This window comes from Proteus sp. fly-1067 (genome assembly GCF_040139345.1).
Lineage (GTDB): Bacteria > Pseudomonadota > Gammaproteobacteria > Enterobacterales > Enterobacteriaceae > Proteus > Proteus vulgaris_B.
Window position 1 is genome coordinate 1 of record NZ_JBEEUL010000005.1, and the last position, 24,460, is coordinate 24,460.

Here is a 24,460-nt window from a genome sequence, read left to right on the forward strand (position 1 = left end):
TAGGGAACTGCCAGGCATTAAATAAGACGAGAAAGCCAACCCAATGGGTTGGCTTTTTTGCGTTTGGGGTTTTTTAACTCATACATTAATCGCTAATTAATTGAATTTAATCGTGACTATATAGAAAAAAGACTAAAGGTATGAGTCGCATATTTTATTTAGAGTATTAATAAGATAATTGCTAAATAATACCTTGTCCCCAACGAGAAAATTGCTCAATACCCATCCGGTTTAATATATAACGAAACCAAACACTGTAATTTTGTGCGTTCTCTTCAATATCTTGATAAAGAGAATCGAGAGAGATCCAGCGATAATTCATTACTTACTGTTGTTATATTATCCGCAGTAAAATAGCTACTCTTCATGTTGTTAAATTTATTTATGGCACTTCATTAGTAAATTATCTTTTATAAGCATCAATATCACTTAATTTGATGCCTAGTATTCTGTTTTTTTATTTATCGTTATCTCAGACGGATGTTATTAGAAGTAAATAATGAAGATATAAAAAACACACTCTTTATATTGAGTGCATTCTTTATTTAGGTTTAGATATTTTTTAATGAATATGTTATTGAGGTTCTTGTTCTTCAGAACTCAATAAATCGTAATTCAAGAGATTTTTATTACCATCAATGACCATTATTGGTGATATGGATTGATAGCAATCATTTAATGGCGAGTAGCATTTATTGGGAGAAGTATGTTCTATGCCAAGCCAACTACTTAATAACCAATAATTATTTGCGGTTGAATAAGGCTTGCTCAAAACCTCATTACTCATTATTGGTTTTATTGTAGAGGGGCTATACCAAATGAACAAAGGAATATCGTAAGCTTCTTTTCGTGGTGTATTTACACCATGATGATAACGAACCTCTCTATTCTTATCGATGCGCTGTAAAGCATGATCTGCAAAGTATAGAATAGATGAGGGTTTATCTTTTACTTTTTCAATAATGTTATTAATTAACTTATCTGTATAAGCGATAGAGCTGTCATAACAATTATCATCATCTTGTTGTGTGAATTTTTTTAAATCTTGATTTGGAAATCGGTTACAAGCAGGTTCATGGCTACCATAAGTATGCAAAATAATAAATTTTTTCTGTGTAGATGGTTCATTAAGTGCTTTATCTAAATAAGGAAGTAGCTCTTCATCATAGCCAATAAAATCATTCCACTTTTTATTCTGTGCCATATTAGCAATGACCGAGATTACACTTGTCTTTTGATTCCCTTTCCCTTGATTACTTAACCAATAAGTTTTAAATCCAGCATGATTAGCGAGGGAAACAATATTATCAGCGTAATGATTTTTATCCTGTAATTGCTCTAATCCTATATTTGATAGAGAAATTGGTACAGAAAGAATGGTTACAGGGGCAGGAGAGTAAACATTCTCAAAAAGAATTAGATTATTTTTTTCTTTCATTAAATTTGGAGTTGTATCATGAGGATAACCATAAATACCTAAATGGTCACGTCGAACAGATTCTCCAATAATAAGAATATAAATCTCTGTATTATCATCCTTTTTACTATATTGATAATTAACTTTTTGAGAAGCAATTCTTTTTATTTGACGATTTTCATGAAACGTTCTAACCAGTGCTGCTGCATTATAAAAAGGTGTATTTAAAAGAGTATATTCAGAGACTAATTTAGTCTTGTTATCATTTCTTAATGCTAAGTTTTTATATATAGGAATAATCGCTATTAATATAATAATCGCAATAACACTATTTATCGTAGTTTTTAAATGAGAAAATCGAGCGCTTTTATGGATAAGAAAATAATAAATAGAGAAGCTACAGATATAAAATAATACGTAATATTTATTATAAGAAAGCATACCAACAGTCTCACTGCCGTTAGTATTTATAAACGTTTCTGCGATAGACGAGGAAAATGCAATATCGTGTTCACGATAGAAAAATAGAGAAATAGACAGATTTAAAGACCATAGTGCACTAATTATAAATGTTACTATTTTTCCTAGAATTGAACGATAAATTCCACTACACATCAGCATAAGTAGCCAACCGATGAGAACAATATAAAGCTTTTGTTCTATGTACAACGTTGAGCCACCAAGTATTGCTGGTGTTATAGATAAAAGAAATAAAAGTATGTAATAAGTTAGTCGAGACATAATCTATTTAAAACTGTCACCTCTTCTTATGTAGAACAAAAAGTTAACCATTTACCTTTTGACAATACAAGGCTTGTTTGACTGAAATGTGTCTGAATTTAGTATTATTACGACTTTTCTAACTTTTTTGTATTATTAATAAAGTTATACAGTGAATAAATAATAATAAATTTTCTTTGTAATGTATTGATTTTATTTTGTTTTTTATTTCCATTTGTGAAAAAGAGTTAATAAACAGCAAGCTATTAAAATAAACGTATAGATATGTATTTAAAAATTAGATTTATTCTAAATAAGTAAAGGGGGATAAATATGATCGGAATGTATATCAATAAAATAAAAGTGCCCTTCTTTTTTATAAAAGAATGAGCACTTTTGTCGTAAATTGTTAGTGGTTTTTATGACTTTTAGTGATCTTTACCTTGTTCAATTCCTAAGCCAATTTGAGAGCGAATAAATTGTGCTTGAAACTTCGCTTTTTCTTGCTCACCTAAAGATGATTTATCTGTAATTGAAAAAATCCATGAAACAACAAATGCTATTATCATTGAAAATAATGCTGGATACTCATAAGGATAGATAGGTTTTTCGTGACCTAAAATACTGACCCAAATTGTTGGCCCTAAGATCATTAATGTTACGGCTATTAATAAACCAGACCATCCCCCAGCTACAGCGCCACGTGTTGTTAGCCCTTTCCAATACATTGATAGCAAAATGATTGGGAAGTTACAGCTTGCGGCTATTGAGAAAGCGAGTCCTACCATAAAGGCAATGTTTTGCTTCTCAAATAGAATACCTAAACCAATAGCGACTATCCCCAATATCACAACAGTTACTTTAGATACATTAAGTTCTTTACGTTCATCAGCATGGCCATTTTTAATGACGTTAGCATAAAGGTCATGAGAAACAGCTGATGCACCGGCTAAAGTTAACCCTGCAACAACAGCTAATATAGTGGCAAAAGCAACCGCAGAGATAAAACCTAGGAAGAAATTACCCCCAACAGCATCAGCAAGATGAACTGCCGCCATGTTTGTGCCACCAATTAAAGCGCCAGTGGCATCCTTGAACACAGGATTAGGGCTAACGAGTAGGATAGCGCCGAAACCAATGATAAAAGTAAGAATATAGAAATAGCCGATAAAACCTGTCGCATAGAAGACACTCTTACGGGCTTCTTTGGCATCACTAACCGTAAAGAAGCGCATGATGATATGAGGAAGTCCTGCTGTACCAAACATTAATGCAAGACCTAAAGAAAGTGCAGAAATAGGATCAGAAACTAAGCCTCCTGGGCTCATAATTGAGGCTCCTTTTGAATGCACATTTACAGCTTCTTTAAATAAGGTATTGAAATTAAAATCTACCGCTTTCATGACCATAACAGCCATAAAACTTGCACCAGCGAGTAATAAAATAGCTTTGATGATTTGTACCCATGTCGTTGCTAACATGCCGCCAAATAACACATACAGCACCATGAGAATACCGACGAGCACCACAGCAATATGATAGTTTAAGCCGAAAAGTAGCTCGATTAGTTTTCCAGCCCCGACCATTTGTGCGATCAGATAAAGAGCCACCACAACTAAAGAGCCTATAGCAGAGAGTGTTCTAATAGGCTTAGGGCTTAATCGATAAGAGACGACATCAGCAAAGGTATAACGTCCTAAATTACGTAAACGTTCAGCAATAATAAAAAGAATAATCGGCCAGCCGATGAGGAATCCTATTGAATAAATCAGACCATCGTAACCAGAGGTATAAACGAGTGCGGAAATCCCTAAAAAGGATGCTGCTGACATAAAATCGCCTGCAATAGCCATCCCATTTTGAAATCCTGTTATTTTTCCTCCAGCCGTATAATAGTCTGAACGTGAACGAGTACGTTTAGAGGCCCAATAAGTGATATAAAGCGTTAAACCGACAAATATCAGAAACATAATAATAGCCTGAATATTCATCGGTTGTTTCTCACCACCTTCCGTTATTGCAGCCGCATAAACAACGGTTGAAGAGAGGAGAAATAGGCTTATTGTGTAGAATAATTTGCTCATTTTTCTACCTCTTCAATAATCTCGCTTGTTAGTTTGTCATACTCTGTATTGGCTTTTACAACGTAAATACCAGTTAATAAAAATGAAGTAATAATTAATCCAATACCAATAGGAATACCTCGTGTAATGTAGCTTCCCTCATACAAGGGAGTGCCGAGCCATTGTGGATAGAAGGCAATAAGTAAGATAAATGAAACATACATAACGAGTGTAATAATTGAAAGTGTCCATGAAAAACGACTACGTTTTTTAACCAGTTCTTTAAAGCGAGGGTTATTTTCTATCTCTTGATAAATATTGGCATTCATCAGAGTTCTCCTCTATATAATTGTTTGGTTGATCACTTTATTTAGAGGCTTAAATCCCCCGCATTCCATGATTTTCAGGTAAGAGAGCCTAGCAAAGGCATTTTCATGCCTTTGCAGTGTCGTATCACGTTTTTAAATGACAGTTATATTGTTGTATGTTAAGCGGTAAGTGATAGAGACTGTTTTTCTTCTAACAGTTTCTCTACAACACCTGGATCGGCGAGTGTTGAGATATCTCCGAGGTTAGTTGTGTCACCAGAGGCAATTTTACGCAAGATACGTCGCATAATTTTCCCCGAGCGCGTTTTGGGTAAAGAATCTGTCCAGTGAAGAATATCAGGTGTTGCTATTGGCCCTATTTCTTTACGTACCCAGTTACGGACTTCTGTATAAAGCTCAGGTGTTGGCTCTTCACCATGATTTAACGTGACATAAGCATAAATAGCTTGCCCTTTAATATTATGAGGAATACCCACTACTGCTGCTTCAGCAATCTTAGGGTGAGCAACAAGGGCAGATTCTATTTCTGCTGTTCCTAATCGGTGGCCTGAAATATTCAGGACATCATCAACACGTCCTGTTATCCAATAGTCACCATCTTCATCACGGCGAGCACCATCACCAGAAAAATACATTCCTTTAAAGGTTGAAAAATACGTCTGCTCAAAGCGATCATGATCACCAAAAAGCGTTCTTGCTTGACCAGGCCAAGAATCAACAATCACCAAGTTACCTTCACAAGCACCTTGTTGTATTTCTCCCATATTATCGACAATGGCGGGCTGAACACCAAAGAAAGGTCGTGTTGCAGAACCTGGTTTTAAGTCCATGGCACCAGGTAATGGGGTTATCATGAAACCACCAGTTTCTGTTTGCCACCATGTATCAACAATCGGGCATTGGCTTTGGCCCATTTTCTGATAGAACCATTCCCAAGCTTCTGGGTTAATAGGTTCACCTACAGAGCCAAGAATGCGTAGAGAAGTGCGTTGAGTTCCTTCAATCGCTTTATCGCCTTCAGCCATTAATGCACGAATTGCGGTAGGAGCTGTGTAAAGAATATTGATTTGGTGCTTATCAACGATTTGAGCCATACGGTTAACTGCTGGGTAATTAGGTACACCTTCGAACATGACTGTTGTTGCGCCATTTGAAAGCGGGCCGTACAGTAAGTAGCTATGGCCTGTTACCCAACCCACGTCAGCAGTACACCAATAAATATCACCTTCATGATAATCAAAGGTGTATTTAAACGTCATTGAAGCATAAACAAGATAGCCTCCGGTAGTATGTAACACACCTTTAGGTTTACCTGTTGAACCCGATGTATACAGAATAAAGAGTGGATCTTCTGCATCTATAGCTTCGATATCACACTCAGTACTTACACCTTGAATAATCTCATCCCACCAAATATCACGACCTTCAATCCATTGTTCGGTATTTCCTGTTCGGCGAAGTACAACAACATGATTAATCGGCGGAATATCGGCATGATTTAATGCATCATCGACATTTTTCTTTAGAGGAATAGCACGACCTGCGCGCAAGCCTTCATCAGCAGTGATAACTAATTTGGCTTTTGAATCAATAATACGACCAGCAACGGCTTCTGGTGAGAAACCACCAAAAATAACAGAGTGGATTGCTCCAATACGAGTACAAGCGAGCATAGCAACTGCTGCTTCAGGTACCATCGGCATATAAATCGCCACAACATCGCCTTTTTTAATTCCTAGATTTTTTAATACATTAGCGAATTGGCAAACATCTTGGTGGAGTTGTCGGTAAGTGATTTTTTTCGACTCATTAGGTGAGTCACCTTCCCAAATAATTGCAGTTTGATCACCCCGTGTTTTAAGGTGGCGGTCAAGGCAATTTTGGCTGATGTTTAGCTGTCCATCTTCAAACCAGCGAATGCGTACATGGCCTGGATCAAATGAAGTGTTTTTTACCACAGTATATGGTTTTATCCAGTCAACAATTTTCCCTTTATCTGCCCAAAAGGCCTCAGGATTTTTGATAGATAATTCATAGTCTTTTTGGTATTGCTCTTTATTAATCAGGGCGTGTTCTGCAACGGTTGCAGGAATATGATGTTGGTTTATTTTTGTCATAATAGTTCTCCTCACTATTGTTAATACTATGTCAAAAAGTCGTTAACAAAAGAGGGGGAATAAAAATTGTTTCTTTTTTGCGCAGAAGATCACGAATTAATGGAAATGCTTTTCATGGAATGTTCAATTAGTGCTAAAGCAAGGTGTGCATTATTTAGCTTTATTTATCTTGTTTAATAGAATTATTATTTAATAAAAGGCTTTTAAATTAAAATAATATACTGTGAAAATTAATTAACGAGTGCTGAATAAAAAAACCACAAAAATAATATGGATATGATAATGATTTTCATTAACGTTTTTTTCACTATAATGAAATGAAAAGATAAATCACATGATGTGATCCAAGATAAAACAGCACTGGAGATTAATATGAGCTATACATTACCTGCACTGCCTTATGCTTACGATGCATTAGAACCTCATTTTGATGAGCGCACAATGGAAATTCACCATACAAAGCATCATCAAACTTATGTGAATAATACCAATACTGCATTAGAAAAATTACCTGAACTTGCTGGTTTAGATATTGATGAACTAGTTAAAAATCTTCATAAAGTACCCGCTGATCAACGTACATTCTTACGTAATAATGCAGGTGGCCACTCAAATCACTCTTTATTTTGGAAAGGTTTAAAATTAGGAACCCAATTACAAGGCTCACTAAAAGAGGCGATTGAACGCGATTTTGGTAGTGTTGATGCTTTTAAAGAGTTATTTGAAAAAGCAGCGGCTAGTCGTTTTGGCTCTGGCTGGGCATGGCTGGTATTAAAAGACGACGGTAAGTTAGCCGTTGTTTCTACAGCCAACCAAGATAGCCCATTAATGGGTGAAGAGTTAGCGGGTGCATCTGGCTATCCAATTGTTGGGTTAGATGTGTGGGAACATGCTTATTACTTGAAATATCAAAACCGACGCCCTGATTATATCAAAGCGTTCTGGTCAGTTGTGAACTGGGATGAAGCGCAAAAACGTTTTCAGAGCAAAGCATAATTGAATTGATAATTTCTTTTCTATTTTCAATGCCGACAATTGTCGGCATTGTTTATTTTGAACACTCTCTTTACTATGGGTCATTGTTTTCTGTTTAGGTAGTGAGCCATGCGTTATTTTCCTAGTGTTTTTATCGGCAACATCACAACAACGTCTAATGGATTTACCAGTGCGATCACCAAAAGGCTGGTGGATGGTCATATCAAACTCACTTCTCTGGGATTAGAAGGAGATGAGCAAGCAGAAAAGAGCTTTCACGGTGGCCCTGATCGCGCACTTTGTCACTATCCTAAAGAACACTATCTTTATTGGGCTGAGCAATTCCCACAATTGATGGATTTTCTTCATGCTCCTGCATTTGGTGAAAATATCTCAACAACAGGTATGACTGAAGAAAATGTTTTTATTGGTGATATTTACCAATGGGGAAATGCTTTTATCCAAGTTACACAACCTCGCTCTCCTTGCTACAAACTTAATACAGTGACAGAAGTCAGTAACTTTTCGCAAATTATGCAAGATAGTGGTTATTGTGGTTGGTTATATCGTGTTGTGAGTACAGGAGAAACAGGTAGCCATCATCCTCTAGTCTTGGTTTCAAGAAACAGTGATATCTCTGTTAAAGAAGCGATTTCAATTGCTTTTCATATGCCTTTTGATGAAGAACTTTATCGTCGTCTATTAGGTGCAGCAGGATTATCTGCGAGTTGGAGCAAAACTATGCAGTTAAGACTGCAAAATCAAACTATTGAGAGTTTTAATCGGCGCTTGTTTAAAGAATAAATAGTTAATTTTCTCTTTACTAAAAAAAACACCTCTCTAAAAATAGGCGAGGTGTTTTTTATGTATTAACAGAAAATTACGGATGAGCAATAAACCCGATTGCGTCATAAACCTTGTCTAAGGTTGCTTGAGCGCGAGCTTTAGCTTTGTCTGCACCTTCTTTCATGATTTTATTAAGTAGAGCATCATCATTACGGAATGTGTTAAATCGTTCTTGAATGTTGGCTAGCATTTCAGAGACAGCATCTGCGACAGCACCTTTTAGATGACCGTACATTTGGCCTTCAAATTCAGCTTCTAATTCAGGAATCGTTTTACCTGTTACACCTGCTAAAATATCTAGTAAGTTAGATACACCCGCTTTGTTTTCAAGGTCGTAAATAACACGAGGTGGCTCTTCTGAGTCAGTCATTGCCCGTTTGATTTTTTTAGCTGCCGCTTTTGGATCTTCAAGCAATGCGATAACGTTATTACGGTTATCATCAGATTTAGACATTTTTTTAGTTGGATCTTGTAATGCCATAACACGCGCACCACCTTTTGGAATAAAAGGATCTGGTACAGTGAAGATATCGCCATAAATAGCGTTAAAACGCTGAGCAATATCACGGCTTAATTCAAGATGTTGTTTTTGGTCAATACCAACAGGAACTTGATTTGTTTGATAAATAAGAATATCTGCTGCCATTAATACAGGATAATCAAATAATCCAGCGTTAATATTTTCAGCATGACGTGCTGATTTATCTTTAAATTGAGTCATACGGCTCAATTCACCAAAATAGGTGTAACAATTGAGTGCCCAGCTTAATTGAGCATGTTGTGGAACATGTGACTGAACAAAAATGGTGCTTTTTTCTGGATCAATACCACAAGCAAGATAGAGCGCCAGCGTATCTAGCGTTCGTTTTCTTAATTCTTTTGGATCTTGACGAACTGTAATGGCGTGTTGGTCAACGATACAGTAAATGCAGTCATAATCATCTTGCATTTGTACCCATTGACGTAATGCACCCATATAGTTTCCGATAGTTAACTCACCAGAAGGCTGTGCACCACTGAATACAATTGGTTTTTTTGCCGTTTTTTCTACTGAAGTCGTCATGTTAGTTCTATTCCACAGTTGTCATTGGCGTGATGTCGAGGATTGAGAGCAAATCAGCAAAATTATCAAGTGTATAATCAGGTTTGCTATCTGCGATAGATACGCCGTAGTTATAGCCATAGGTCAAACCTACGCAAGGGCATTGTGCCTCTTGTGCTGCAATAATATCGTTGCGAGAATCCCCAACAAAAAGGAGTTCTTCCTTTTTAACACCAAATGTACCCATTGTTAAATATAATGGTGCTGGATGCGGTTTTTTTTCTTTAACATCGTCTCCTCCTAGCACCAAGGAAAAATACTTATCAATTTTCAGTTGCTGCAATAGTGGAGCTATAAATGGTGATGGTTTATTGGTGACGATACCTAATGGAATATTATGTGAAGCTAATACTTCAAGCGTTTCTTTAACGTGTGGGAATAAATCACTACCTGTTTTGACAGAAGTTGCATAATGTTCATCAAAAAGATCACGCATTTCTTTTAATAAGGTTTCTGTGACATCCTCAACGCCAGCATTATGTAAAGCACGCGTAAGCAACATATCAACGCCATTACCCACCCAAATAGTGACATTATGTTTTCCAGCAGGAGGAAAGCCTTTTGCTTTTAATGCGTAATCTGTTGCTTCTGTAAGCCCTACTGCGCTGTCAGTGAGTGTGCCATCAAGATCAAAGGCGATAGCACGGATACCTTTGAGTTTTTTATCTATCATTACGATACCTTTTTTAATTCACGGCGCATATTGTCGATAACATGTTTATAGTCAGGCTGATTGAAAATAGCCGAGCCAGCAACAAACATATCTGCACCCGCTTGGGCAATTTCAGCAATATTATCGACTTTAACACCGCCATCAATTTCTAAACGAATGTCATAACCACCATCATCAATCATCTTACGAACTTGGCGTAATTTATCGAGAGTGTTAGGAATAAATGATTGGCCACCAAAACCTGGGTTAACAGACATCAGCAGGATAAGATCTAATTTATCCATAACATAGTCGAGATAGTTTAATGGGGTTGCTGGATTAAGCACTAAGCCTGCTTTACACCCACAGTCTTTGATTAATTGAATGGTACGATCAACGTGGTCACTGGCTTCTGCATGAAATGAAATATAGGTTGCGCCTGCTTGTGCAAAATCAGGGATGATGCGATCAACTGGCTTTACCATTAAGTGAACATCAATAGGTGCAGTAATTCCATAGTTACGTAAGGCTTTACATATCGGTGCACCAAACGTTAGATTTGGAACATAATGGTTATCCATGACATCAAAGTGGACAACGTCAGCACCCGCAGCAAGTACTTTTTCAGTATCTTCACCAAGGCGTGCAAAATCAGCAGATAAAATAGAAGGGGCAATCAGAAAATCTTTCATCGCATTCTCCTGACAACACTCCCATTGTCGGGAGGTGTTAACGATTATTTATATAAGGCAAGTAATTCGTTCACTTTGCTACGACCGAGTGTGTTGCTACTGATTGTTCTTCTGACTTTCACACTGTGTAGCTCTTTTGCGTCTATATACCACTCTTTTGTTAACGCAGTTTCATGATTTGATATTAACACGGGTATCTGTCTCTCGTAAGCCAGCATCGAGGCAAGTTGAGCCAGATGTTCCTGCTCTTGAAAACTAAAGCTATTTGTATGGTATGACGTGAAATTTGCAGTGGGTGATAATGGCGCATAAGGAGGATCACAATAAATGACGGCACCTTTTTCTGCATTTGTCATAGTTGATGAATAGCTTTGGCAAACAAATTCAGCTTTTTGCGCTTTTTCAGAAAACCAAATTAACTCTGTTTCAGGGAAATAAGGTTTTTTGTAACGGCCAAAAGGGACGTTATATTCACCTTTGGAATTATAACGACATAACCCATTGTAGCAATGACGGTTAAGATAGAGAAATAAGACACTACGTTGATAAGGGTCAGTTGAGCGATTAAACTCTTGTCGTAGTTGATAAAATTCCTCTGCGATATTCATTTGAGGGGTAAATAATAAGCGAGCATCCTTCATAAATTTTTCAGGATGTTGCTTTACCGTATTATAGAGATGAATTAGATCACTATTTATGTCGGCAAGAATATATGAATCGTATTCTGTATTTAAAAAAACAGAACCAGCACCCATAAAAGGTTCAATTAAACAGTTACCCTCAGGTAGATGACGTTTAATATCATCTACCAAAGGATACTTACCACCAGCCCATTTTAGGAATGCGCGCTTTTTTTTCATGCCGTCCAAATTTCTCAATCGTTTCAGAGTCGCCGATTGTACTCTGTTTCAGACAGCATATCAGCGGTGAACCTCGTCTTAATTATTTTTTTAGATCCTGATGAACATGTTTCATCGGTCTAACCCAAGGTTGTTTCGCTTGTACCGGTGCAGGTAATGAAGAAACAGCCTGTTTAGCTTCGCTTATATTACGATAGTTACCATAGATGAGTACATACCAAGGGTTACCATTACGCTGAGTTTTATAGATAGCGTAGTTTCCATTGAGGTTCTTTTTAGCGAAAGCTTCTAAGGTATCTTGGCGACTTGCGCCACTTAATTGCAATGTATAATTTGAAGCTGGAATAGAACTTAAATTGCCAGCAGATAATGAGCCTGAAACAACCGGTTTAGCGGCTGGTTTAGATTGTGTTGTTGCTGGTGGTGTTACCGGCTTTGTTGGCGGTGTTTTTACTTCAGCAGGTTTTTGTACAGGTTGCACTGGCTTGGTTGCTGGTGGTTGTGTAGCAGGCTGTACGGGTTTTGTTGGTTGTGAATTTAATTGTTGCTGTTGGCCTGTTGCTTGGTTTATACCCGCTTGTTGTTGATTTAAAGAATCAACAATATCACCAGGGATCTCAACACGTTGACCTTGTGAATCAATCATCGGTGGTAAATTTTGTGAAGGGGGTGTCACCGATTGAATTTCTTGCCCAGAAATAGCTTGAGGTGTTGATGGCTGCCCATTTTCTGTAGGTGTAACGGATGACGGTTGTTGAGACAGATCGATATTTCTTTCTGTTCCAGTTGGTGACGTAGGTTCAGTTGTTTCTGGTGATTTTAATGCAGAACTGATTGCAATAATTAACAGAATAAGTACTAGGACACCCACACCAATCATCATCTGTTGACGGGATACAGAGAAGCGTGCATTTTTTAATGGGTTGTTACGAGATCGGTTGGTTCGACGTTCAGGTCTATCCGATGTATCAGGTTTGAGTGAATTATCACTCTTAGTTTCATTATCAGGTTTGAACTCGTCCATTATGCCCTCCGTCAGAGCGTCAAAAAGCGAAAAATATTCTATTCAGCCTTAGCCATTACCTCATAGTATAAGGATGAAACGCTTTTTCTGAAACGTTGCATTTGACAATATTAACCAGAATTATCCTTAAGTAGGCATTCTGGTTTGCTTCTAGTCAGGTAATGGGGAGCTTAATTTGCATTAATGCAAGATGTTATCGCTTTGTGGACTTGTTCGCGAGAAATATCCGCACGTAATTCAGATTGACCGATGCCTTTTGGTAAAACGAGGTGTAATTTGCCACCAGAGACCTTTTTATCTCTCATCATATGAGGTAAATAGTCATCAGGTGTCATTTCTACAGGGCCATTGACGGGGAGATTTGCTTTCTTAAGTAATTGAATAACACGTTGTGTTTCTTCTTCAGTAAATTGACCGAGTACTTGAGAGGTTCTTGCCGCCATTACCATACCTGCTGCAACCGCTTCACCATGCAACCAAACACCATATCCCATATGAGCTTCAATAGCATGCCCATAAGTATGGCCTAGATTGAGTAATGCACGTAAGCCACTGGTTTCTTTTTCATCTGCGGCGACAACTTCAGCTTTTAGCTCACAACAACGACGGATACAAAAAGCCATAGCTTTAGGGTCAAGCGCCAAAAGTTTATCAATATTATTTTCAAGCCAGATAAAGAAGTCTTTATCTAAAATGATGCCATATTTAATAACTTCAGCTAAACCAGATGAAAGCTCACGAGGTGGTAATGTGGCAAGGCAATCGAGATCAATAATGACAGAAGCTGGTTGGTAAAATGCACCAATCATATTCTTACCAAGAGGGTGATTAACTGCTGTTTTTCCGCCAACGGATGAGTCAACTTGTGATAACAACGTGGTAGGAACTTGAATAAAGCGAACACCTCGTTGGTAACTTGCTGCCGCAAAACCGGTTAGATCACCAATAACACCGCCGCCTAATGCGATAAGTGTCGTGTCTCGATTGTGATTTTTTTCTAATAATGCAGTAAAGACATTGTTCATGATTTCAAGCGATTTATATTGTTCGCCATCAGGTAAAATCACGCTATCAACCAAAACACCTTGTTTTTTCAAGGTGTTTGTTACCTTTTCTAAATAGAGAGGAGCAAGCGTTACATTCGTAACTATCATCACTTGCTGCCCTGATTTTAATGGTAAAAAAGTATCAGGTTGATGAAAAAGGCCAGAAGCAATGGTAATGGGATAGCTTCTTTCACCTAATGTGACAGTGATTTTTTCCATAACAGTGGCCTTCTTCTTATTGTCTTTACTTAACCTTATAAATAGCTGAATTTATTAGTTTTGTTCTAATAATTCAATTATTTGATTGGCTACAATTTTTGCACTCTGATCATCAGTATGAATTGTGATGTCAGCAATCTCTTCATAAAGAGGATTACGTTCTTCAGCTAATGTCTCTAAGACATCACGCACAGGTTCAACACCTTGCAATAAAGGACGTTTTTTATCACGTTGGGTACGAGCGAGTTGTTTTTCAATGTTTGTTTCTAAATAAACAACCACACCACGAGCAGATAGTCTGTTACGGGTTTCTCGCGATTTCACCGAACCACCACCTGTAGCAAGTACAATGCCTTGCTTTTCAGTGAGTTCGTTGATTATTTTCTCTTCTCGTTGACGGAAGCCTTCTTCGCCTTCTACATCAAATACCCAACCTACATCCGCACCTGTACGCCGCTCAATTTCCTGATCGGAATCATAAAACTCCATACTAAGTTGTTGAGCTAACTGACGACCAATAGTGCTTTTGCCGGCACCCATAGGCCCAACCAGAAAGATATTACGTTTCTCTGCCATGTTTTTGGTATTACTAAGATATTCGTTAATGATAACCCGCCCCGCCAAATTCATTCAGCGACGGGACCTAAACTGAAATTTATGAGTGTTTATCTAATTCACACCTGATAACATTTGTTATCTACTCTCATAATAAGACTGAGTTCTTTCAGTAGATCGCTATAAAATAACCACATGCTGTTGCAAACAACAACATAGGATAAAAATCCCTTTGCCTACAGTACATAACAAAAACTACTAAAAAAAGTAATCATCTTTGTTGGCAACGCGAAGATTCTAACACAATTTAGTCGGAAAACTGCATCTGATAATATTGTCTTTTTCGTCATCAAGCGATCAATATTACATATAAAAAGCCCTACCTCCAAGAATAGAGGAAGTGCATAAAATGTATCCGTATTATCATTGTGATGTTTCAGGTCCACTCAAATTAGCTAACCCTTGTAAGCTAAATCGTCCTCATCGTCAAATCTATAAATACTGATTATAAGAAAAAACAATGAATAACTCTCAGTTTAACCCTAGTGATAAATAGGTAACTTTTTGTATTTTATGGTAAAAATTTTTATCATATAAAAAGTTAGATTAATTTGGGTGTAATAAAAATAACCAATTCATGGCGACTATGCTGATCTCTTTTATGGCTAAAAAGTATCCCTAATAATGGGATAGATGATAATAAAGGGATTTTTGCTGTATGCTCTTGCTGCTTTTGTTGAAATATTCCTCCTAACATAATGGTTTCTCCATCATTAATAGTGACTTCTGTACTGATCTCTTGCTTGTCGATAGAAAGGTGTTCACTACCACCTTGAACAAGGGCGATACCAGGTGTGTTTTGACTGATTTTAAGTATTAACCTTATTTTTTTATTTCTCTGAATAATCGGGGTGACTTCCATTCCTAATACAGCCTCCTTAAATTGAACTCGAGTGGCTTCATTATCTCTGCTGACATAGGGAATTTCCGTTCCTTGTTTTATTGAGGCCGTTTTCTCATGAGCTGCTGTTAGTCTTGGACTCGCAATAATTGATAGCTGCTTTTCTTGTTCTAATGCACTTAACTCAAGTTCTAATAGGCGACCATTAATTCTGGCAATATTAAAGGCAATATAGTGAAGTGGATTTTTGGTATTTTGATGAAGCGATAATGCAGACAGCGAAGGTATTGATAAAGCAGAGTTAGGATTTATTGGTGTAGTACTAGGTATTGTCGATACTGCTTCAGTATTTGTAGTTTTTAATGCTTGTAAGCCCCATTGGGTACCTAATTCATTTAACGCATCTTGACTGCTACTGACGATATGCGCAGTGATATGAACTTGTTGTTGTGGCGTATCTTTTAATTTTAGCCAATCTGCGATTTCAGAAAGTGCTTTGTCATTATCGACAATTGAAAGGCTATTCGAGTCACTATCAGCAATGATCCGGCCTTGTTTACTTAATAGTGGGATCGCATAAGTGCTAAGTTGCTTCGCTAATGTTTCTGCATCAGCATAATTTAACGGATAAAGTCGATGGTGTAATGGTTCAGTTTGCTGTGTGTCTTCCCATGGTTCTTCAGCGGATATTGAAGGTATATTTTCATGATTAATAGCATCAGAAACGTCAGGGAAGAACGGATCTCTCAGGTGAGCCAAAACACAAGTTGTCATACATAACATTATAAAGAAAACCAATGTTTTCATGATATGCCACCTTGTTCTAATGAGAGTTCTTTTAGTGCCATTAGTGTGATTTGAATAGAAAGTAACTCTGTTTTTGTTGGAGTAATATCGAGCGAGATAAGCAATAATCCGGTTTGATTAAGGTGTTCGAGTAAAGTTATCAAGCGAGTATAAGGCAAAGTAAAAGTGAGCTTATATAACGAATTAGGTGAGTTTTCCCAAATTTCAGGGATGAAATGATAGGTAATAAGTAGGTGTTGTAGTTGCTCATGAGTTGATGGATTATTTAATGAAATATGATAATCAGCTTGTTGTGCAATAAGTGATTCAAGTGATGGTGCTGTCTCTAACGTCTTTTGATAATGATGAATACGAGAGAGCCTTTGGGTTGTTTCCATTTGCTGTTGAGTTATTTCTTGCTGGTAACCGCTATAAATAAAGAAGTAATAAAGTAGAAAAATAGTAAAGGGTATTGTTAAGCTCAGTAATGTTATTTGCCACATGGCGAGAGAAATCACAAATTGTAACCATTGCACATTTATCTTCATGGTACTTCCTCGACATCTTTTTTATTCCACGGTTCGTCGATTTCCCATTTTCCCGTTAAATGAACTTCGGTATAGGACGGGGATATTTTGCTTTGTTGTAAATAATCCAACGATAGAGTGGCAAGAATGGGGTGTTGTTTAAAATGGGTTATAAAAGAGAGAGATTGTGTTTTGGGTAAAATAAGATCTAAAGAGTGGCTATTATCCGTATCAGAATAATGACTTACCCATACAGCAGCAGGGAGATAAGCTTCAATAGCCTGAAAAAAGCGTATGTAATGTAAATAACGTAACCAATTTTTATAATAAAGCGAATAGCGCTGAGAGCATAAGTCGGTTTGTTCTTTCTGTTGTTGATAAATATTGAGTTGTTCGAACAAACTTTTTTCTTGTTGCTGTGTTTGAGTGTGTAATGCTGAGACTGTATTTCGCTTTTGGGCTAAATGATAGGTGTAATAACCGCAAATTATTAGTGTGATAGTGATAAAAATTAATGTTTGATAAGTCCATATTACGATCCTTTTTCTAAATAAATTGTGGCGCCAAGGTAGGTAATTTACTTGATACATGATTTCTCCTAAGGACGTAATGCTAAACCAAGAGCGATAAGGGAAAGTGTGTTTTCTTTTGTGGTTGGTTGAAATAAATAATGGGAAAAATCAGGCCAAAGAGGCATTGAATGGCTAAATGCTGTCGCATTATCGCCAGCAAAATAGCACTGTTCTTTAGACCAATGATATTTCTCTATTAGCTGATAAATAGCGGTTTGTTGTTCTTGCTGATCTTGATAAGGAAGAGTGCCGTAATGGGGCATTTCATCATCAGATGAAACCCAAAATAGTGTGTTATTTTTACAGTAAATAAGCTTGTTTTTAGGTGAGATATTAAGGTAAGTGGCTAAATAGCGTAGCGCACACGCGGGTAAATCAATTGCAGAGAGCGCTAAGTTTATTTCAGAAAACAAGGCTATATACTTATCTAATGCGATCTTATGACACAAATGGATAGCGAGTTTGCCGTTATTTTGCCGATAGTCAAAATTAACAGGGTTTTTTGTATTTTGTGTGTAAGATGTGGCTCGTAACTGTGCTAACCGATAACATGCCGCCGATGTAAGGGAAATAAGCGGTGGCAGTGGGATTGTCTGATAACTTTCATAAATATCAGGTAATGAGAGAGTAATATTGTTAATAAAAGGGAGATCTTTGCGCCAGTTTATTAAGATATTTCTTAATTTTGTATCATCTGAATCATCATTGAGAGGTAAAGGGAATTGCCAAAATGCGCTGATCTTCCATTGTTTATTCTGCTGAAATACCAAAACAGCATTGATATGATGAGTGTTAATTTCAATACCAATCTGGTAATTGTGTGTTTCCATAAATGATATCCATATCTATTGATGAGTAATTGCCTATTTTCAAAGAGGCGTTACCTTTATACTACGCACTGTTTGTTTATAAACCGCCCAATTCACACTACATGGGAAATTTAAGGTGAAGTTCTTAAAATATTTTTTCATCTTCGTTTTGGCTTGCATAATTTTGGGAGCAGCCTCGATATACGGTATGTATAAGTATGTTGAGCCTCAGTTACCCGATGTTGCGACATTAAAAGATGTTCGTTTACAAACCCCTATGCAGGTTTTGAGTGCAGACGGAGAATTAATTGCGCAATATGGCGAAAAACGCCGTTTACCGCTAACGCTAGAGGAAATGCCTCCTCAATTAATTAATGCTTTTATCGCGACCGAAGATACCCGTTTTCGTGAGCATCACGGTATCGATCCCATTGGGATCTCGCGTGCGGTAGTTGTTGCATTAACATCAGGACAAGCTTCTCAAGGTGCAAGTACCATTACGCAACAGTTAGCTCGAAATTTCTTTTTAACGCCTGAGAAGAAATTAATGCGAAAAATTAAAGAAGCCTTTTTGGCTATTCGCATTGAAAAAGAGTTAACCAAAGATGAAATTTTAGCGCTGTATCTAAATAAAATTTATCTGGGTAACCGTGCTTACGGTGTAGGTGCTGCGGCGTATGTTTACTTTGGTAAAAGTGTGCATGATCTTAGCCTTAATGAAATGGCAGTCATTGCTGGTTTGCCTAAAGCACCTTCTACACTAAATCCACTCTATTCTTACGATCGTGCCTTAAAACGCCGTAATGTTGTTTTATTGCGTATGTATGAAGAGAATTACATCACTCGAGCACAATATGAAAGTGCAAGAGCAGAGCCTATTGTGGCTAAATACCATGCACCTCAAATTGATTTTTCAGCCCCATATCTCACTGAAATGGTGAGAATGGAGATGTATGAGCGTTATGGTGAAAATGCTTATACTGATGGCTATAAAATTTACACCACTGTTATTCGTAAAGATCAATTAGCAGCAGAAAAAGCCTTACGTGACAATGTGATTGATTATGATATGCGCCATGGCTATCGCGGTGCTCAAGAAGTCCTTTGGCGTGAAGGGCAAACGCCTTGGGATAATGATGCGATCAGTAAAAAATTAAAAGAAATTCAAACTTATGGGCCATTGATCCCAGCAGTTGTGTTATCTGCAGACGCTAAAGAAGCGAAAGTAGTTTTAAAGAATGGCGATAACATTACCTTAGATTTAAAAGCAGTTCGTTGGGCTCGTAAGTTTATTTCAGATACCGCTCAAGGCGCGACACCAACAAAAGTTGATGCAGTAGTTAATGTTGGTGAGCAAATTTGGGTTCGTCAAAATAATGATAACAATTGGGTATTAGCGCAGCTTCCAGGTGTTAATGCGGCATTTGTTGCATTAAATCCACTCAATGGCGGTATTATTGCGCTTGTAGGTGGTTTTGATTTTGAAATCAGTAAGTTTAATCGCGTTTCTCAATCATTGCGCCAAGTGGGGTCGAATATTAAACCTTTCTTGTATGCAGCTGCGTTAGATAAAGGACTTACTTTATCAACACTCCTTAATGATTTACCTATTAGTCGTTGGGATGCAGGTGCAGGTACAGATTGGCGACCTAAAAATTCACCACCAACTTATGCGGGCCCTATTCGTTTACGTCAGGGATTAGGTCAATCTAAAAACGTGGTGATGGTACGTGCAATGCGCGCAATGGGTGTGGATTATGCCGCTGATTATCTCTTACGTTTTGGTTTCCCTAATCAAAATATTGATAGAACAGAATCTTTAGCATTAGGATCACCATCATTTACACCAATGCAAATGGTACGCGGTTTTGCTGTGATGGCGAATGGCGGATATTTAATTGAGCCTTACTATATCCAACGTATTGAAAATGCAGAAGGTGAAGTGTTGTTTACTGCAGAGCCAAAAGTAGCCTGCCCAGACTGTACAGATATACCAGTTATTTACGGCGATACCATGCGTTCTATCGCTCTATCTGATGACTATATGGAAAACGTTGCTCAATCTAATAAATCACAGCCTGCGGATGCAGCGCCTGAAATTGAATTAGAACAAGCTCCGTTAGCTGAGACTGTTAAAGAAAGCCCATACGCACCACACGTTATCAGCACACCACTGGCTTACTTAATGCATGATGCATTAAGAACAAACCTTGTGGGTGAACCGGGATGGTCTGGTACAGGTTGGCGGGCTGTTCGTGATCTAAAACGCCAAGATATTGGTGGTAAAACAGGAACAACCAACAGTTCTAAAGACGCATGGTTCTCGGGTTATGGTGCAAATATTGTTGCCACTGCTTGGATTGGCTTTGATGACAGCAGCCGTAACTTAGGACGTACTGCGGCTAGTGGTGGTGAAGCTGGTGCTAAAACAGCGCAACCTATTTGGAATGACTTTATGAAAGTCGCACTTGATGGTGTACCTGTGAATATGATGCCAGCACCAAAAGGTGTTGTTGCTGTTCAAATAGATAGAAGAACGGGTAAACTTGCAGGTGATGGCCCATCGATGAAAGAGTATTTCATTGAGGGCACACAACCCACAGAAAGAGCAAAAAGCGAAGTGGGAACACAGATTTTTGAGGATAATGGTGAATCTAACGAATTATTCTAATTAATCGAAAAAATCGGATATAAAAATGAAGTAACCCCCAATAGTTGGGCAACCAATTACTGGGGTTTTTTTATCTATTTATTTTGTAAATAGCGCTGTGCGAGAAAGAGGGCACTGACACTACGTGCTTCAGTAAAATCGGGATGATCCAGTAAGTCCATCATTTTGGCGATAGGCCAACGTACTTGAATTAGCGGTTCAGGTTCATCGCCTTCCAGTTGCTCAGGGTAAAGATCATGAGCAATGACGATATTCATTTTGCTGGAAAAATAAGAAGGTGCCATAGAAAGCTTTGCTATTTCTGTTAAAGAGTGGGCACCATAACCAATTTCTTCTTTGAGTTCGCGGTTTGCAGCTTGTAGCGCATTTTCGCCAGGATCAATGGCACCTTTAGGAAAACCGAAGTCATAATTTTCGATACCAACAGCGTATTCACGAATAAGTATAAGGTTGTCATCAATGATCGGAACAATCATAACGGCTTCGCGGTTCGCTGGTTTCATGCGTTCATAAATACGTTTTTCCCCGTTACTGAACTCCAGATTAACGGATTGGATCTGAAATAATCGAGAACGGGCGATGTTATCAATGTTTAATATATTGGGTTTTTTAAGTTCTTTCATAACAGCCCCTGGCAGAATAGAGATTAACCTGAATTTAACACATTAATGACAAAATAAATCTAACAATTAGATTTAGCTTTTAAGTGAAAATTGAGTACACTCCGCTACTAAACCTAGTTATTTATTGATTTTTTGAGAATATTATTATTTATTGATCCGCTATTTTACCTGAAGATAGCGTTGTTAGTGGATATAAAGTTGATAAGACAAATAAATTATAACGCGCCAATAAAAATATAATCTATTGTATTTAAATAAAAAATAGAACAAAAGAATAGGAATTGCCTTATGTTAGGCAGGGTTTTAAATTTGTTATTGTTACTACGCAGCATCAGTATAAGCATGGGGAAAAAATGAGATTATCAGTCATTATATTGGCTATCTTAATGATAAGCCTATTTATAATGGCCGCCTTTCTATTCTTTAAAAGAAGGCGGCTTGATGACTCACATCATCTTCCATCTCTTGCCAAACCAACTTATCGCAAGCTCACTTCAGATGACTATGGGCTTATTAGTGATTATTTATCTTATTTTGGTACGTCGGATTTTTCTTCTGGATACTCATTACAAAACTTCCCCGAAATGCCAATTAAAGGCGAAGTCGTTACAACATTAAGAAATATCGTTAACCGTTTTGCGGGCTCATCAGAAGGATTAAATCATTGGCGTTACTATATTGATGCTGTAGAAATTCACATTCCCCCACTGCTTGTTCCTTATCTTCAACAAGAAAATGTCCTCGATGTTGTGTGTACGCCATCTATCCCCATCGTAATTGGTGTTAATGGGCACTTTTTGAAAGATGAAAAAATTCATTTTTCTGCGCTGAGTTTAAAGCAACTTTCTGAACCTATCTTGGCAAATGGTTCATCCACGATCCAAAAGAATGAAGGTGATGCTGCCCATCTACTGCAAATTAGAGAAGAAACTAACGAAGAATACCGATTACATAACTCATCTGGCTTTTGGGATGGTTCTTTTGTTTGTATAGGGCTTACATTATGGCTAACGGCCCTAATGATGCCTCAGGTTTTCCTTCCTTGGATCTTAGCGATAGGAAGCTCATTTCTTGCCATTGGTATTTTCCTTATTCACAATCCTTTGATTAAACCTCGTAAGCAAGAGGTCCATTGTTTTAAAGGACGTTTAAAACGCTGGGGGCTTTTCGGTAATTTTGATCATGGGCAGGTGAAAAATGTTTCTTTAGGGGGAATTGATCTTATTTATCCACCTCATTGGGAGCCTTATATCCAAGGTTATATTGATAAAGTAACCTATTTAGAAATGTACCCTAGTCATCATGTTATAAAGCAAGGAAGTTATCTTTCATTACATGATGAAGAAAAAAATTATCCTTATAAACGGTATATTAAAAATATTATTTTCGTTTTTTGGAGCTTATTTATTATTGGCATGTTGTATCTTTATCAGCCACTTTCTCTTTCAATGAAACTCAGTTTTTCATGGCTTAAAGATACAGAACCTCATTTAGTAACCAATTTTACCGAATTAGAAACAACCGATTTGCATGTTGGGGATATTATTCAGGCGAAAGGGGTGGGTATGTGTTATATGCCACCTAATCTATCAAGTAAGAATAATAAAACTATTTTTGCACCTTTTGATTGTTCGGGTATTTACTGGAATAACAGCAATCCAATGCCGATGCCTGAATCGAGCACAATCGAAAAAGCAGCTGCTTTATTACATATGGTTGAAGAGCAACTTCATCCCGTTTCTAATAACCGAGTTAACCCAAGTTTAGGTCAAGCAATTACTAAATCAGGGATGAATCTTTTAGATAATTTCGATGGTATTGTGTTGAAAACACAGGATTTATGCCCGAGAGAGAACGAATGCATCCGCTTGAAAATGGCGTTAGTTAACTTGAGTAACGTCAATGACTGGGCTGCATTAGTTCAACGCGCGGAGAGTGGTAAACTAACGGGTACCAATGTTTTATTACGTGCAGTAAGTGCTGAGGCCTTGGAAAAGCTTATCGACACCACCACATCTTCTTTTATCTACCGAGAAATAGATAAAGCCGCAATTCTGTTAAATAGTCCGCCACCAGGTGGTGTGCTATTAATCAGTGATGAAAGAAAACAGCTTGTTGATTACGCGTCAAATTCAAACTCAGTGTTTGAACCCACGCCGTTAGAACAGTGGCGAGAGTTACAGCGTTTATCCGATATTTTATTACATACACCTTTTGATACGGGTGGAGTAATAACAGGCATGGTTGTTGATGCTAATGGTACGTTACAGATATTTTTACATAGCCTACCTGATTCAATGACAATGTTATATTACATCGGTAATACGTTATTATTGTTTCTCGCTATCGGGTTTTTAGTATTGAACCTATTTCTTATCATCCGGCGTCGGCGACAAAACAACCAACGCATGAATAAAATCAGTCTCTATTATGAGCACTGTTTTTATCGCCCTCCTCAGTAAGTCCCTTGTTGTGGAAGGCTATGTGTTTTCACTATCGCCTTCATAAAAGAAGTTGAAGTTAAGGAGAAAGGGATGAGTCAACCATCACAAGACAGTGGTGTCCGTTTAGATAAATGGCTTTGGGCTGCTCGTTTTTATAAAACGCGCGCCATTGCTCGCACGATGATTGAAGGTGGCAAAGTCCATTACAATGGTGTGAGAGGCAAGCCAAGTAAAATCGTTGAAGAAGGCGCAGAAATACGTCTACGACAAGGTAATGATGAACGGACAGTAACCATTCTAATGGTGAGTTCACAGCGACAAGGTGCTACACAAGCGCAAGCACTCTATTGTGAAACACCAGAGAGTATTGCGAAAAGAGAAAAAATTGCTCTAGCGAGAAAAATGAATGCGTTAACAATGCCTCATCCTGAACGTCGCCCTGATAAAAAGGAAAGACGCACCTTACTTCGCTTCAAACAGACAAATTTACAAGAATCGGATTAACCGATT

Annotated in this window: 22 protein-coding genes; 5 read left to right on the plus strand and 17 right to left on the minus strand. The window is 37.7% G+C overall.

Going from position 1 to position 24,460, the window contains the following annotated elements; translation table 11 throughout:
* Window positions 1–181: 181 nt before the first annotated feature.
* The 5 genes from ABN217_RS08765 to acs form a co-directional block, all read right to left on the minus strand.
* Window positions 182–322 (minus strand): hypothetical protein, encoded by a 141-nt coding sequence (locus tag ABN217_RS08765; RefSeq protein WP_196554471.1) that lies wholly within the window; start codon window positions 320–322, stop codon window positions 182–184.
* Between the two features lie 252 nt (window positions 323–574).
* The gene (locus ABN217_RS08770) at window positions 575–2,158 is read right to left on the minus strand and encodes a phosphoethanolamine transferase (protein ID WP_502935123.1); all 1,584 of its coding nucleotides are present in this window, start codon (window positions 2,156–2,158) and stop codon (window positions 575–577) included.
* A 407-nt stretch (window positions 2,159–2,565) separates the two neighbouring features.
* Window positions 2,566–4,221: a cation acetate symporter gene (locus tag ABN217_RS08775; protein ID WP_196554469.1), complete on the minus strand. Its 1,656-nt coding sequence runs from the start codon at window positions 4,219–4,221 to the stop codon at window positions 2,566–2,568.
* A complete protein-coding gene (locus ABN217_RS08780; RefSeq protein ID WP_072068966.1) occupies window positions 4,218–4,529 on the minus strand; it encodes a DUF485 domain-containing protein in 312 nt (103 codons plus the stop codon). The genes ABN217_RS08775 and ABN217_RS08780 overlap by 4 nt, the downstream gene beginning before the upstream one ends.
* 158 nt (window positions 4,530–4,687) lie before the next feature.
* Complete coding sequence (gene acs / locus ABN217_RS08785; protein ID WP_349459321.1) at window positions 4,688–6,646, minus strand: acetate--CoA ligase; 1,959 nt, start codon at window positions 6,644–6,646, stop codon at window positions 4,688–4,690.
* Window positions 6,647–7,018: 372 nt separating this feature from the next.
* On the opposite strand from acs, the gene sodA reads away from it, so the two are divergent.
* Both sodA and yiiM read left to right on the plus strand, forming a co-directional pair.
* On the plus strand, window positions 7,019–7,642 hold the full coding sequence (gene sodA, locus ABN217_RS08790; RefSeq protein ID WP_197269733.1) for a superoxide dismutase [Mn]: 624 nt from the start codon (window positions 7,019–7,021) through the stop codon (window positions 7,640–7,642).
* 108 nt (window positions 7,643–7,750) lie between these two features.
* Window positions 7,751–8,425, plus strand: coding sequence for a 6-hydroxyaminopurine reductase (gene yiiM, locus ABN217_RS08795; protein WP_196554466.1), 675 nt, complete (start codon window positions 7,751–7,753; stop codon window positions 8,423–8,425).
* Between the two features lie 76 nt (window positions 8,426–8,501).
* Here the strand turns inward: yiiM and trpS are convergent, their stop codons facing one another.
* The 11 genes from trpS to ABN217_RS08850 all read right to left on the minus strand — a co-directional run bounded on the left by trpS (window position 8,502) and on the right by ABN217_RS08850 (window position 18,233).
* The gene (trpS, locus tag ABN217_RS08800; RefSeq protein ID WP_072068962.1) at window positions 8,502–9,530 is read right to left on the minus strand and encodes a tryptophan--tRNA ligase; all 1,029 of its coding nucleotides are present in this window, start codon (window positions 9,528–9,530) and stop codon (window positions 8,502–8,504) included.
* Window positions 9,531–9,537: 7 nt separating this feature from the next.
* The gene (locus tag ABN217_RS08805; RefSeq protein WP_196554465.1) at window positions 9,538–10,242 is read right to left on the minus strand and encodes a phosphoglycolate phosphatase; all 705 of its coding nucleotides are present in this window, start codon (window positions 10,240–10,242) and stop codon (window positions 9,538–9,540) included.
* Complete coding sequence (rpe, locus tag ABN217_RS08810; protein WP_072068960.1) at window positions 10,242–10,913, minus strand: ribulose-phosphate 3-epimerase; 672 nt, start codon at window positions 10,911–10,913, stop codon at window positions 10,242–10,244. The genes ABN217_RS08805 and rpe overlap by 1 nt, the downstream gene beginning before the upstream one ends.
* 44 nt (window positions 10,914–10,957) lie before the next feature.
* On the minus strand, window positions 10,958–11,773 hold the full coding sequence (gene dam, locus ABN217_RS08815) for an adenine-specific DNA-methyltransferase (protein WP_196554464.1): 816 nt from the start codon (window positions 11,771–11,773) through the stop codon (window positions 10,958–10,960).
* Between the two features lie 82 nt (window positions 11,774–11,855).
* Window positions 11,856–12,797, minus strand: coding sequence for an SPOR domain-containing protein (locus tag ABN217_RS08820; protein ID WP_196554463.1), 942 nt, complete (start codon window positions 12,795–12,797; stop codon window positions 11,856–11,858).
* 170 nt (window positions 12,798–12,967) lie between these two features.
* Entirely contained in the window at window positions 12,968–14,062 is a 1,095-nt protein-coding gene (gene aroB / locus ABN217_RS08825; RefSeq protein ID WP_349459322.1) for a 3-dehydroquinate synthase, read from the minus strand.
* A 54-nt stretch (window positions 14,063–14,116) separates the two neighbouring features.
* On the minus strand, window positions 14,117–14,638 hold the full coding sequence (gene aroK / locus ABN217_RS08830; RefSeq protein ID WP_036914409.1) for a shikimate kinase AroK: 522 nt from the start codon (window positions 14,636–14,638) through the stop codon (window positions 14,117–14,119).
* A 580-nt stretch (window positions 14,639–15,218) separates the two neighbouring features.
* Window positions 15,219–16,325, minus strand: a complete 1,107-nt coding sequence (gene pilQ, locus ABN217_RS08835; RefSeq protein WP_196554461.1) for a type IV pilus secretin PilQ — start codon at window positions 16,323–16,325, stop codon at window positions 15,219–15,221.
* Window positions 16,322–16,852, minus strand: a complete 531-nt coding sequence (locus ABN217_RS08840) for a hypothetical protein (protein ID WP_072068955.1) — start codon at window positions 16,850–16,852, stop codon at window positions 16,322–16,324. Before ABN217_RS08840 ends, pilQ begins: the two co-directional genes overlap by 4 nt.
* Window positions 16,849–17,421, minus strand: coding sequence for a PilN family protein (locus ABN217_RS08845; RefSeq protein WP_197269736.1), 573 nt, complete (start codon window positions 17,419–17,421; stop codon window positions 16,849–16,851). The genes ABN217_RS08840 and ABN217_RS08845 overlap by 4 nt, the downstream gene beginning before the upstream one ends.
* 8 nt (window positions 17,422–17,429) lie before the next feature.
* Window positions 17,430–18,233 carry a hypothetical protein gene (locus ABN217_RS08850; protein WP_196554459.1) on the minus strand — a complete coding sequence of 268 codons (804 nt, stop codon included), beginning with the start codon at window positions 18,231–18,233 and terminating at the stop codon, window positions 17,430–17,432.
* Between the two features lie 115 nt (window positions 18,234–18,348).
* Between ABN217_RS08850 and mrcA the strand changes: the two genes are divergently transcribed.
* Window positions 18,349–20,883 (plus strand): peptidoglycan glycosyltransferase/peptidoglycan DD-transpeptidase MrcA, encoded by a 2,535-nt coding sequence (mrcA, locus tag ABN217_RS08855; protein WP_196554458.1) that lies wholly within the window; start codon window positions 18,349–18,351, stop codon window positions 20,881–20,883.
* A gap of 74 nt (window positions 20,884–20,957) precedes the next feature.
* On the opposite strand, the gene nudE is transcribed toward mrcA, so the two are convergent.
* The gene (nudE, locus tag ABN217_RS08860; RefSeq protein WP_072068952.1) at window positions 20,958–21,506 is read right to left on the minus strand and encodes an ADP compounds hydrolase NudE; all 549 of its coding nucleotides are present in this window, start codon (window positions 21,504–21,506) and stop codon (window positions 20,958–20,960) included.
* 353 nt (window positions 21,507–21,859) lie between these two features.
* On the opposite strand from nudE, the gene umoB reads away from it, so the two are divergent.
* Window positions 21,860–23,968 (plus strand): flagellar biogenesis regulator UmoB, encoded by a 2,109-nt coding sequence (umoB, locus tag ABN217_RS08865; protein WP_072068951.1) that lies wholly within the window; start codon window positions 21,860–21,862, stop codon window positions 23,966–23,968.
* Window positions 23,969–24,040: 72 nt separating this feature from the next.
* Window positions 24,041–24,454 (plus strand): ribosome-associated heat shock protein Hsp15, encoded by a 414-nt coding sequence (hslR, locus tag ABN217_RS08870; RefSeq protein ID WP_197269738.1) that lies wholly within the window; start codon window positions 24,041–24,043, stop codon window positions 24,452–24,454.
* Window positions 24,455–24,460 lie beyond the last annotated feature (6 nt).